This is a genomic window from Peribacillus huizhouensis (genome assembly GCF_014138605.1).
GTDB classification, from domain to species: Bacteria; Bacillota; Bacilli; order Bacillales; family DSM-1321; genus Peribacillus; species Peribacillus huizhouensis.
Map to the genome: position 1 here is coordinate 38304 of NZ_JACJHX010000001.1, position 13049 is coordinate 51352.

General features: G+C 37.6%; 9 protein-coding genes. All 9 read right to left on the reverse strand.

From position 1 onward, the window contains the following. Positions 1-2: 2 nt before the first annotated feature. On the reverse strand, positions 3-959 hold the full coding sequence (miaA, locus tag HNP81_RS00205; RefSeq protein WP_182501232.1) for a tRNA (adenosine(37)-N6)-dimethylallyltransferase MiaA: 957 nt from the start codon (positions 957-959) through the stop codon (positions 3-5). Positions 960-1112: 153 nt separating this feature from the next. Beyond that, a complete protein-coding gene (gene mutL, locus HNP81_RS00210; RefSeq protein WP_182501233.1) occupies positions 1113-3071 on the reverse strand; it encodes a DNA mismatch repair endonuclease MutL in 1959 nt (652 codons plus the stop codon). Between the two features lie 15 nt (positions 3072-3086). Further along, the gene (mutS, locus tag HNP81_RS00215) at positions 3087-5705 is read right to left on the reverse strand and encodes a DNA mismatch repair protein MutS (RefSeq protein ID WP_182501234.1); all 2619 of its coding nucleotides are present in this window, start codon (positions 5703-5705) and stop codon (positions 3087-3089) included. A 222-nt stretch (positions 5706-5927) separates the two neighbouring features. Further along, positions 5928-6464, reverse strand: a complete 537-nt coding sequence (locus HNP81_RS00220; RefSeq protein ID WP_028392762.1) for an outer spore coat protein CotE — start codon at positions 6462-6464, stop codon at positions 5928-5930. 234 nt (positions 6465-6698) lie between these two features. Further along, positions 6699-7127: a YlbF/YmcA family competence regulator gene (locus tag HNP81_RS00225; protein WP_028392763.1), complete on the reverse strand. Its 429-nt coding sequence runs from the start codon at positions 7125-7127 to the stop codon at positions 6699-6701. A gap of 2 nt (positions 7128-7129) precedes the next feature. Continuing rightward, entirely contained in the window at positions 7130-8671 is a 1542-nt protein-coding gene (gene miaB, locus HNP81_RS00230; protein ID WP_028392764.1) for a tRNA (N6-isopentenyl adenosine(37)-C2)-methylthiotransferase MiaB, read from the reverse strand. A gap of 238 nt (positions 8672-8909) precedes the next feature. Further along, a complete protein-coding gene (locus HNP81_RS00235) occupies positions 8910-10091 on the reverse strand; it encodes a glycine C-acetyltransferase (RefSeq protein WP_182501235.1) in 1182 nt (393 codons plus the stop codon). 35 nt (positions 10092-10126) lie between these two features. After that, on the reverse strand, positions 10127-11170 hold the full coding sequence (gene tdh, locus HNP81_RS00240; RefSeq protein WP_182501236.1) for an L-threonine 3-dehydrogenase: 1044 nt from the start codon (positions 11168-11170) through the stop codon (positions 10127-10129). Between the two features lie 701 nt (positions 11171-11871). Continuing rightward, positions 11872-12810, reverse strand: coding sequence for a dipeptidase (locus HNP81_RS00245; RefSeq protein ID WP_182501237.1), 939 nt, complete (start codon positions 12808-12810; stop codon positions 11872-11874). Positions 12811-13049: the final 239 nt, after the last annotated feature.

Here is a 13049-nt window from a genome sequence, read left to right on the forward strand (position 1 = left end):
TATTACATATTCGCGCTAAGTGATAGCTTTCCTGCTATATAAGTGGATATTTCTTCAGAAACAAATGAATTATTTCCTTGTTCCTGAATCTCATACCATTGTACATCCATTTTATTACGAAACCAAGTAAGTTGACGCTTAGCGTAGCGGCGTGAATTTTGTTTTAAAGCTTCAATCGATTCTGCTAATGTTAGTTTTTCATCGAAATAATCGTATAATTCTTTATAACCAATTGCCTGTATCGATTGGCATTCTCTTAATCCTTGCTCATAAAAGCTCTTTACTTCATCAATTAGTCCCTGTTCGACCATGATATCAACACGATGATTAATTCGCTGATAAAGCGCTTCACGATTCATCGTCAAGCCGATTAGTGCAGTCTCATACTTTAATTCAGAGGTTTGGTTGTCAAGTTGATCAGACATAGTAATTCCTGTGCAATAATAAACTTCCAACGCTCGAATAATGCGTCTTACATTGTTAGGATGGATTCTCTTTGCGCTCTCAGAGTCGATTGACTGTAACTTTTCAATGAGAGGTGCAATTCCATCTGTTTCAACGATAGATTCCAATTTCTTTCTATATTCTGCATTAGAAGCTGCCTCCGAAAATTGATAATCGTAAATAACAGACTGAATGTAAAGACCTGTGCCTCCAACGATAATTGGCAGTTTACCACGCTTTTGGATATCCGCTATGACGTGATTCGCTTGCTCTTGAAAATCAGCTGCACTAAATGATTCATTCGGCTCTTTAATATCCAGGAGATAATGAGGGATACCCTCCATTTCATCACGTGTTATCTTAGCTGTTCCAATATCCATTCCTTTATAAACTTGCATAGAATCTCCACTAATAATTTCCCCATTAAAGCGCTTTGCCATTTCTATACTCAGTTTTGTTTTCCCAACTGCTGTCGGGCCAATAATGACAAGTAGCTTATTGTTTGCTTGTTCCAAATCTTTCACTGCCTTATATAAATTTTACTTTTCGTACGTTTAAAGCAGTCAAACATCATTCATCATAGACAAATGATAAATCGTTTATACCTCTAAAGCGTACGAAAAGTTATTTTCTCCAGACTATACTTAAATTAGTTTTATCTTATTAAACTACATCACGCGTTTAAACATCTTCTCCATGTCGTAGCCCGAGTAATGAATAATGATCGGCCTCCCATGCGGGCATGTAAAAGGATCAGATGATTGTCGCAGTTCATCCAAAAGTGCTTGGATTTCATCATTGCGAAGATGGCGATTAGCTTTAATCGAAGCTTTACAACTCATTAGGATAGCTGCTTCTTCACGAAGTTTCCTTATATCAACTTTTTTCATGGATAAGAGTTGTTCAATCATTTCTTCAATGATTTCCTGTTCAATTCCTCTAGGGAACCATTGCGGATGGGCTCGTACGATAAAGGAATTATAGCCGAATTCTTCTAAGAAGATGCCAACCTTTTCTAATTCCCCCATATTCTCATTAATGCGAATGCACTCGTCATTAGAAAATTCCAACGTTATAGGGACGAGCAATTCCTGCAGTTCATTTTCAACACGACCTACTTTTTCTGAGAAATACTCATACTTAATTCGTTCTTGAGCTGCGTGCTGATCAATGATATACAGTCCATTTTCATTTTGAGCAAAGATATACGTTCCATGCATTTGACCTATCGGATAAAGAACAGGAACTCTTGGCACATCCTTCGCGATGATTTCTGCTTCTTCCGTATATAATTCTGCCATATTTACTTCATTCTGAAATTCAGTAGTTGATTCCTCAATTACTTGATTATTATTTCCTTCATTTTTTTCAGGAGCTGATTGAAAAACTCTATGATCTTCCTGGATTTTGTCAGGATAACCTTCGTCACACGGCAAGCCAGACTCATTCGAAGTAAACGGCTGACGATTGTTTTGATCATCTTCTCCTTCAATCTTTAAGAAATCTTTCAAAATGGATGGTTTTTTTTGAGCATTTTCTAGTTCTTCATTTCCCTTTTGAACGATATGGCCAAGATCAAGTGTAGTTTGTTCACTTATTGCTTGTTCTTTTTTTACAGGGGCAAATCCACTTGGAATTAATGCTCGTTCTTTAAAGGCGGATTTTATCGTTTCTGTGACAAGCTCGTTCAACTCTTGTTCTTTACTCAATCTTACTTCCATTTTTGCAGGATGTACATTGACATCTACCAATATTGGATCCATTTGAATAGATAGAAGAACTATAGGGTATCTTCCAATTGGGAGTAGCGTGTGAAAGCCTTCCGAGATTGCTTTTGCCAATGGATAATTTTTAATAAATCTCCCATTTATCATCGTTGAGATATAATTTCTAGATGCACGGGTAATCTCCGGTAAAGCAATATAGCCTTGTATTGTGAAGTCTAATGATTCGCCAGTGATTGGGATCATCTTCTTCGCAATATTAATTCCATAAATGGCAGCAAGTACTTGGCGAACATCGCCATTACCATTTGTATGGAGCAGACGTTTGCCATTATGAGTAAGCCGAAAAGAGACTTCTGGATTGGCAAGGGCCAGTCGGTTGACGACATCTGTAATATTGCCTAACTCTGTATGGATTGTTTTCATATACTTCAATCGTGCAGGTGTATTATAAAACAAATCAGCAACGAGTAGATCCGTGCCTTTTCTACTAGAATAGGCAGAAAACTCTTTAATAAGTCCTCCTTCAAGTACAATCTTTGTTCCCGGACCTTCTCCAGTACTTGTTTTCATTTCAAATTTTGAAACAGATGCGATACTTGGGAGTGCCTCACCACGAAAACCCAATGTACGAATCCTGAATAAGTCATTTTCATCTTTAATTTTACTAGTCGCGTGACGTTGAAATGCTGTTTTTACATCTTCTGGAAGAATCCCATCCCCATTGTCGATAATTCGAATCGAGGATAATCCTGCCTCTTCAATCTCAATTTCAATGATTGAGCTGTTTGCATCAATCGCATTTTCCACAAGCTCTTTCACAACTGATGCAGGTCGTTCAACTACTTCGCCAGCGGCGATTTTATTCGATAACGCTTCATCGAGTTGGACAATTTTTGCCAAATTATCGCCTCACAATTATTTTAGTTTTTTTTGCAGTTTATAAAGCATATTTAATGCATCAAGTGGTGTCATGTCTAATATTTCTAGCTTTTTTAAATCCTCAAGAACTTTATTTTCTTTTGAAGAAGTGACTTTTCCCTCTGAAGGCAGCGCCTGTTCAAAAAATGATAATTGCGCTTCCTTTTCTTCTTCTTGTTTATGTTGAATGTTTGCTTCAAAAACAATCTCAGAGCTAGCTGCTTGCGGGACAGCTAATGTATTTCCTTGTTCAAGCTGTGAAAGAATGATGTTTGCACGGTTGATTAGCGCTTCCGGCAGCTGTGCAAGCTTTGCAACATGGATTCCGTAACTTTTATCTGCCGGACCTTCTTTTATTTTATGCAGAAATACGACATGGCCATTTTGCTCAATAGCACTTACATGTACATTTTTCAACTTAGGTAGTTCTTCATCTAAAACGGTAAGTTCATGATAGTGAGTTGAAAACAGTGTCTTCGCCCCTATTTCTCCATGAATATATTCTATGATTGCTTGAGCAAGAGCCATACCATCATATGTGCTTGTACCACGGCCAATTTCATCAAATAATATTAAGCTATTAGCAGTAGCATTTGTAATGGCATTTCTTGCTTCTAACATTTCAACCATAAAAGTACTTTGCCCAGAAATTAAATCATCCGCTGCGCCAATTCGGGTAAACACCTTATCAAATATCGGTAATATCGCTTCTTCTGCCGGAACATAACAACCGATTTGCGCCATAATAGACGTTAAGGCAATTTGGCGCATATACGTACTTTTCCCCGACATATTCGGACCTGTAATAAGCAAAACTTCTCGTTCAGTGTCCATATAACAGTCGTTAGGCACATACTCCTGTGATTGCAATACTTTCTCAACGACTGGATGTCGACCATTCTGCAATACAATCTTTCTTTCTTCTGAAAATACAGGTTTTACATAATGTCGTTCTTCACTTATCGTCGCAAAGCTTTGTAATACATCTAGCTCACTGATTGTTTTTGCTAGAGCTTGCAAACGAGGGATAAATTCTTTAACACGCTCACGAATCCCCATAAACAGATCATATTCAAGACGAATGCTGTTTTCTTCAGCCTGGAGAATTAATGCTTCTTTTTCTTTTAATTCAGGCGTGATAAACCGCTCTGCATTTGATAATGTCTGTTTCCGTTCATAACGGGTATCATCCAGATTCTGAAGATTTGCTCGCGTTACTTCAATATAGTAACCAAACACTCGATTATAGCCGATTTTCAACGATTTAATTCCGGTTTTTTCTCGTTCTTCTCGTTCAAGCGTAGCAATCCATGTCTTCCCATTCCGACTAGCATCACGGTATGTATCCAGTTCCGCGTGAAACCCATCTTGAATGAAATTCCCTTCTTTTATTGAAAGTGGTGGATTTTCAACTAGCGACGTTTCCAATAAATCTGTCAGTTCTTCACAAGGATCGATTTTTTCAGATAGAGAAGCCATGTCTTCATTTTCAATGCTCGCAATAATGTCACGTATATTCGGGAGCTGTTGAAGCGAGCGCTTTAATTGAATTAAATCTCTTGCATTGACATTGCCAAACGCGACCCGACCTGCTAATCTTTCCAGATCATATACTTCTTTTAAACGCTCGCGAAGGTCTTGTCTTTCAAAATAATGACGGATAAGTGTTTCAACAAGATTACTTCTATGACTAATTTGCCCCTTGTCAATTAAAGGACGATCAATCCATTGTTTAAGCATCCTTCCACCCATTGCCGTTTTCGTCTCATCAAGCAGCCATAAAAGTGAACCTTTCTTCCCTTTGCCACGAATGGTTTCAGTTAGTTCTAAATTTATTTTAGAATAATAATCTAATTTCATATAATGATCTATTTCATAGGATTGTACAATTTGCAGATGATCTAAACTTCTCTTCTGAGTCCGAAATATATAATGCATCAGTCTGGAAGTAGTTTTTATACTCTTTGGATCATGTAACTTTGATAATAAGTTTGAAAACTGATCGCTAACATCGATTTGATCTTCAAAAGAAAGTGCGGAAACACCTCGATCCTTCAATTGCTTTTGCCGATCTTCTTGAAAATCAGCTGCTAATACGACCTCTCTCGCTCCAACGATCGCTAATTCATTAAATATGCTATCAAACGAACCATCTGTAACGGTAACCTTACTTTCCCCAGTCGTTAAATCGGCATAAACAAATCCAAATGTCCCATCAAAAAAATCAGAGATAGAGGCAATGTAATTATTTTCTTTTTCATCCATCCCTTTGCCGTCCATTTTCGTACCGGGGGTTATTAATTGGACTACTTCACGACGAACGACTCCTTTCGCTTGCTTAGGGTCTTCGGTTTGCTCACAAATTGCGACTTTATATCCTCGCTCTATTAAAACATCTATATATGAAGCTGCAGAGTGATAAGGGATTCCACACATCGGAATGCGGTCTTCACTACCACCGCGACTTGTCAACGTAATTTCAAGTTCTTGAGAAGCGGATACAGCATCCTCAAAAAACATTTCATAAAAATCGCCTAAACGAAAAAATAAAAAGGCATCTTGATATTCTGCCTTGATTTTTAAATATTGTTGCATCATTGGCGTATTTGCTGCCATCGTTTCAAAACCTTTCATGCTAGATCTATGTTTTGATTTATTATAACATACGGCCTATCCCGGTTTCACGCATACTCTTTTAGAAAAATGTCAATCAAAAGATTCAAATCATTCAATTTACTTATTAAAATCAGTAATATTCTTATCCATAATGAAACCGGATGAACGACTGCACATCCGGTCTTATTGCAAGTGCTTAAGTTATATTATTGAATGATTGATTTATTCATCTTCAAATTCATCAAGAAAATCTGGATCAAGATCTTCGAAATCATCGTCTAAATCTGAATACCAGTCATCATCATCACAGCCATGTGGATTAACAGCAACACAAACCTTCGTTTCTCCAATGACTTCCACAAAGAATTCCCGTTCCACATGAACTATAATTTTTTGTCCACATGGGGAAATGCAGGCTTCAATACAATTTGGCTGTTGTACAGCTTTTGCTATGACATCATGATCATCTTGACAATCAGGATCACGATATTTTAACGAGATAACATCACAATACGTAACCTTTTCCGTGACGACTTCGGTTTTTGTATTATGATTATAAGAATACCAAACGTTAATCTCGTAGCTGCCGCGAATTTCTACCTTTTTGCCTACTTTCTCTGCCTCATACTTATGGTTGATGATCCAACAACCTAGAATACTAGTGGGATGATGAGCCGGGCAAATGGTGTGTTGGGACTTGGTAAATTTCCGTCCTTTCGCAACCACCGCTTTGGTTATAATCTCTCTATAGTGTGACATGCTAGCGAACCCTCCTCATACAGTTTCCATTCATCCTATGCGTGTAAAAAGTCTAGTGTGCAAGTTATTTTTATTTAGAAACTGGATGTAATTAGATTTTTAACCTACACTAGTCTATGCGTCCACATAGGGATATGTGTCATAGCTTGTAGGAGTCTGCGTTAGTAAGAATCAGTAGTGATATCACGCAAAAAGAAAGAGGATGTCCCTAATTGGGGCATCCTCTTTCTTTTTTTATGAACAACTATTACCGCCTGCGCGTACTTTAGAACCCGTTTCGCCACTTAAAAGATCGCCTTCAGTCGTTTCAATAATAATATCTGTTACACGATTAGATATTTGTGAAGCGACCATCTGTAGTAAGTCGTTTACATCTACCTGTGACTGTTTGAATTCCTGAACAATTGGTAATTCATCCAATTCTGTTTCAAGTGCGGTAAGTTTACTCTGTGTTTGTTGATAAGCTTTTTCTTTGCCGTAATTTTGGAAATTAACTGCTTGTTTTTGTAGACTCTTCATGCTCGCAATCATTTCACGTACTTTTTGATTTTCATTGATTTGAGCTTCTGCGCGTTTGAAAAAGTCGACTTCATCTGTTTCTGCAATCATTTTCGCTAAATCTGCTGCTTTAGCTAGAATTTCATCTTTTGTAAAGTTCGCCATCCTTATTCCCCCTTGATCGCTGCCACTTCTTCAACCATATCACCTTTTAACGACCATGTTTTTGCTTCGATTACTTTCACCTTCACAATTTGGCCGATTGCAGATTTAGGTCCTTTGAAGTTGACTAATTTATTTTTCGTCGTATACCCAGCTAGAACGTCTGGATTGTTTTTACTTTCACCTTCGACAAGAACTTCAACGATTTGACCTTCGTATGCCTTCATTTTTTCAGCAGAAGTTTCGTTTACAAGTGCATTCAATCGTTGCAAACGTTCTTTTTTGACTTCCATTGGGATGTTATCCTTCATTTTCGCAGCAGGAGTGCCTTCACGTGGTGAGTAAATAAACGTATATGCTGCATCGAATCCGACCTCACGGAATAAAGATAATGTTTCTTCGAATTGTTCTTCTGTTTCATTTGGGAAACCGACAATAATATCCGTTGTTAAGGTAGCATTCGGAATCGCTGCTTTAATTTTTCTTACAAGCTCCAAATACTGCTCTCTCGTATATTTACGAGCCATGATTTTCAAAATATCACTGCTACCAGATTGGACTGGTAAATGGATATGCTCGAGAAGATTACCACCTTTTGCAAGAACTTCAATTAAATGATCATCGAAATCACGCGGATGGCTTGTAGTGAAGCGAACACGCGGTATATCAATTTTGCGTATTTCGTCCATAAGATCCCCTAGACCGTATTGGATATCTTCTAAATCTTTTCCATAAGCATTTACATTTTGGCCAAGTAAGGTGACTTCCTTATAACCTTGTGCTGCAAGATGACGCACTTCCTGAATAATTTCTTCAGGGCGACGACTTCTTTCTTTTCCTCTTGTATAGGGAACAATACAGTAGGTACAGAATTTATCACAACCGTACATGATATTTACCCAAGCCTTCGTTTTCCCTTTACGGACTTTAGGTAGGTTTTCAATAACGTCTCCTTCTTTAGACCATACTTCAATGACCATTTCCTTGGACATATAGGCATCATGTAAAATATGAGGCAAGCGATGGATGTTATGTGTACCAAAAATCATATCAACAAAACCATGCTTAGATAGAATTCGATTTACAACCGATTCTTCTTGAGACATACAGCCACATACACCAAGCAGTAAATCCGGCTTTTCCAGTTTCAATGATTTTAAATGACCGAGTTCCCCAAATACTTTATTCTCAGCATTTTCTCGTATTGCACATGTATTAAGCAAGATTACATTGGCATCGTCAACTGTGTCAGTTGCTTCATATCCTAATGCCATAAAAATACCAGCCATAACCTCTGTATCATGTTCATTCATTTGACAGCCGTAAGTACGAATAAAAAACTTACGCCCCTCTCCCAATCCTTTTAATTGTTCTGGGATGGCAAATTGATCATATTTTACTTCTTCTTTACCGCGTTTTTTCGCTTCCTTCAAGGAAGGAGGAACGTATACAGCTTGGAAATATTTGCTGTAGTCCTTTTCGGATTTTTTGTCCGCTGGCTTTTCAGCAGTTATTTGTTGCGTTTCCAGGCGTTGTTTTTCGTTCAAGAATATCCCCTCTTTCAATTCCATTTGCATGTATCATTCATACATCTCATTATTCTTGACTTACAACATACCATTTTAAACTATTAAAGGAATTTCAACAATCCTTTATCCTTTTTGTTCGGATTTTGCACCCGAATTAATAATATCTAAAAGTTCCATTCCTTCGTTTATCATGTTATTTACGTATTTTTATACTAGATGTAATCGAAGTGGGGTTCTGTATTATGGGAAACCCATCTCATTGAATAATTCCAAGCTCTTTTCCAGCCTTCTCAAAAGCTTTCAACGCTTGTTGTAATTCTTCCTGAGAATGCTGAGCTGTTACAATTGTTCGAATTCGAGCTTTTCCTTTTGCTACAGTTGGGAAAGCGATGCCTTGTGCAAAAACTCCGTATTTTAACAATTTATCTGAAAATTGATGGGATAATCCTTCCTCGCCAACTATTACTGGTGTTATAGGTGTTTCACTATTTCCTGTATTAAAGCCTAATTTGTTCAACCCTTCCTTTAAGTAATTGGTATTATTCCAAAGCTTTTCTATTCTTTCTGGCTCTTCTAACAAAACATCCACCGCTTCCATACAAGCCAACGTAACGGCAGGCGGGTGCGACGTACTAAATAAAAATGGACGGCCCTTATGAATTACATAATCGATTAATGTTCTTGTACTTGCAACATAACCACCGAGCACTCCAATTGCTTTACTAAGCGTACCTACCTGTATATGCACTCGACCATCTAAACCGAAATGGTTAACAGTTCCACGACCGTTCTCCCCTAATACACCTGATCCATGCGCATCATCAACCATAACAAGTGCATGATATTTCTCAGCTAGTTCTACAATGGCAGGAAGAGGAGCAATGTCGCCATCCATTGAAAATACTCCGTCTGTGACGATTAGCCTATTTCGATACGCCTGCGTTTCTTTTAGTTTCTGCTCCAACGATCCCATATCAATATGTTTATATACTTTACGTGCCGCTTTCGTTAAACGGATTCCATCAATGATAGAGGCGTGATTCAATTCATCCGAAATTACAACATCTTGATCTGTCATAATAGCTGAAAGCACGCCCTGGTTAGTTGTAAATCCTGATTGAATTACGAGCGCCGCTTCAGTGTGTTTAAACTTCGCTAATTTTTCTTCAAGTTTATTATGCATAGTAAATGTTCCTGCAATAGTACGGACAGATCCTGTCCCAGCTCCAAATTGCTCAACTGCAGACATTGCTGCTTTTTTCAATCTTGGATGATTGGTTAAACCTAAATAGTTATTTGAAGAAAGCTGTATCACACTTCTTCCATCAATTATAACTTTTGATCCTTGTTCAGATTCTAATTCCATTAAACTTCGAAATACACCTTGCTTTTGCATTGCATCTAATTCTTTCTGTAAATACTCAAACCCCTTCATCACTATTCCTCCCAACATGTAATGTATTAATCTATTAATTACGGATGCAAAATTACTTTTCCACATTGCCCTTTAATCATCAAATCAAACCCTTTTGCAAATTCATTTAATGGAAAATGATGAGTAATCAATGACCCAATATTAACCTGACCTGATGCTAATAAGTTTGAAACCTGCTGCCACGTTGTAAACATGAGTCTACCAGTAATTCCTTGCACGGTAATTCCTTTAAATACGATATCCTCGGTTATGTTAACTTCTACTGGTTCTGAAGGTAAACTTAAAATCGATAGACGTCCACCATTTGTAATCATTTTAAACCCTTGCTTGATAGCTGTTGGATGTCCACTCATTTCACAAACAACATCGACACCGCATCCATTGGTAAGCTGTTCTACGTAAGCTATTGGATCAATGAGTTTTGAATGAATGGTATGTGACGCACCCATTTTTTTCGCCAACTTTAATCGATAATCATTTATATCGATAGCAAGAACAGTTGATGCACCTACCGCTTTTGCTACAGCAATTGCCATCAATCCAATCGGGCCACAACCAATAATCGCCATATTCTTTCCTGCTACATCCCCAGACAGTACTGTATGAACAGCATTGCCCATCGGCTCTTGAATTGATGCAATATCTGGGTCCATATCTACCGGATTCCTCCACAAGTTTCCTGCTGGAAGTGCTACATATTCTGCAAAGCATCCTTGCGTATCCACACCTACTATTTTTGTATTTTTACAGATATGAAATTTACCTGCTAAACATTGCAGACATGCACCACAAACAATATGGGTTTCTGCAGATACAAAATCTCCTACTTTTATACTCGTAACATGTGCACCAATTTCTACTACCTCACCTGAAAATTCATGACCAAACACATAAGGAGGATTCACCCTTCTTCTTGACCATTCATCCCATGTATAAATGTGCACATCCGTACCACATATGGATGTAGCTTTAACTTTTATCAGTACTTCTCCATCATGTATCTTTGGAATATCGACTGTTTGTAATTCAGCTCCATACCCCCGCTTATGCTTTACAATCGCTTTCATTTTTCCGCTCATCATGTACACTCTCCCTAGATAAAAACAAGGATAATATTTAATCGGATTGTAAAACGTCAATATTTATTGCATTAAATCTATATATTTTTATATTAAAGTTCATTCATTTGATTAATCTCTCTTGATGTAATGCTTTTCTGCGCTAAAAGCAACGATTGAATTGAGCGTCTTTATCGCTTCTAAGTAAATTGTACTGGCACATTTATCTTGTTGACGGGCTGATGCCTGAAACCCACACAACAAAGTACGCATACAATATCTTGTACTGTAGCACTCATATAAAGGAGGGAAACAAATGGGTCAAAAGCATAATTGCGGAATCCGTTCATTTGAAGAAGTTGGCCCGGTTACGTGTTTTAAACCGTGCCATAACTGTTCTTGTAACAAATCAAACCATTCTAAATGCTTCAAACCATGTTCTTGTGATAAGAAGAAAAAGAAAGAAAAATGTCGGTGTTCTACAAAAAACATCGTAGAATCTTCTAATAATAAACACCATCACCATCACAATCATCATCATCATCACGATCATCATAATAATTGCTGCTGTTTATTTTCATTCAACTTCTGCCGCCATCACAGAAAAAATCGTTGTTCCTGCCATGACAATATCTAATATTTGATGGTTTATTTAAACCGTTTATTAAGACAGACTATGAGGTTATAGTCTGTTTTTATGTGAAGTTATTTTTTAATTCCCATGTTTAATTAACAAATTGCGAATTAGAAGGAAACCTCTTTGCAAAATTATGAAACAATAGATCTTTAACAAATTCAGCTGAGTAATTCTTTATGAGAATATTGATTAATTCAAAATATCCACGATAATTTGTTAGGCCTAAAACTTTATCATCAATTCCATCAAAGTCGGAACCAAAGCCAAGATTTTTTTGTCCACCAAGGCTCCCAACATAATCAATATGGTTTAACACATCTTTAATGGTCGCCTTTTTATCTTTTTTTAGAAATTCAGGTACGAATGTGATCCCAATAGGTGCTCCTTTGTTTATTAATGCAGAAATTTGGTCATCTCGAAGATTTCTTCGATGTGGGCAAAGTTTATACGCATTCGAGTGAGAAGCAATAATATCATTTGCCAGTTCAATTACATCCCAGAAAGCTCGCTCTGATAAATGGGAAACATCAGTCCATACTTTATTCTCATTTAATACTTGAATCACATTTTCTCCAAATCGCGTTAAACCCGCTCCTCTTTGCTCCTTAGCACCGTCTGCCACCATATTCGCAAAATTCCATGTAAGTCCCACTGATCGAACTCCAAGCCTTAATAAAGTCTTTAGTTTCAATATGTCTGCACCAATACAGTCACACCCTTCAAGAGTTAATAGAGCCCCGACTTGATCATGTTTTAGATTTTGAATGTCTTCATTCGTACGGATCCAGATTATATTCGGTAATGAAACGATTTTGGTAACAAACAACTCGACCATGGACAATGCAGCCATGAAACGAAGATCTGGGTGAACTCGTTCTGGTATGTAGATGGCAAAGCATTGCACCTTTCCTCCGATTTCTTTTAATGATTCATATGTTATATCTAATTTAGTTTGACCATGAAAGGTAATTGTCGCATCAGTAAACATTTTCATCAAAACGTCACAATGAGCATCGAATATTTTCATGTTGAGATTCCTTCCTTTATCTTTTTGGCTGTTTTCACATACTTTGTTGCTTTTCAATCATTTTTACACTAATAACCCGGGTTGATTTCCGTTGCAGGTACTCGCTTTCCGCGAGCGGTCTCAGAAGCCTCCTCAGTGCTTTGCACTTGCGGGGTCTCCCTCAACACGCTTTTCCCGCAGGAGTCTCGCACCTGTAACGAAGATCAACATCTGTTCGAATTGGTTTCTTGCTAAAAACA

What these genes read in the sequence shown, in the direction of transcription:
- HNP81_RS00245 (WP_182501237.1), bottom strand. Translation starts at nt 12,810, where the DNA reads ATGAAAATATTCGATGCTCATTGTGACGTTTTGATGAAAATGTTTACT.
- tdh (WP_182501236.1), bottom strand. Translation starts at nt 11,170, where the DNA reads ATGATGAGCGGAAAAATGAAAGCGATTGTAAAGCATAAGCGGGGGTAT.
- HNP81_RS00220 (WP_028392762.1), bottom strand. Translation starts at nt 6,464, where the DNA reads ATGTCACACTATAGAGAGATTATAACCAAAGCGGTGGTTGCGAAAGGA.
- mutS (WP_182501234.1), bottom strand. Translation starts at nt 5,705, where the DNA reads ATGGCAGCAAATACGCCAATGATGCAACAATATTTAAAAATCAAGGCA.
- HNP81_RS00225 (WP_028392763.1), bottom strand. Translation starts at nt 7,127, where the DNA reads ATGGCGAACTTTACAAAAGATGAAATTCTAGCTAAAGCAGCAGATTTA.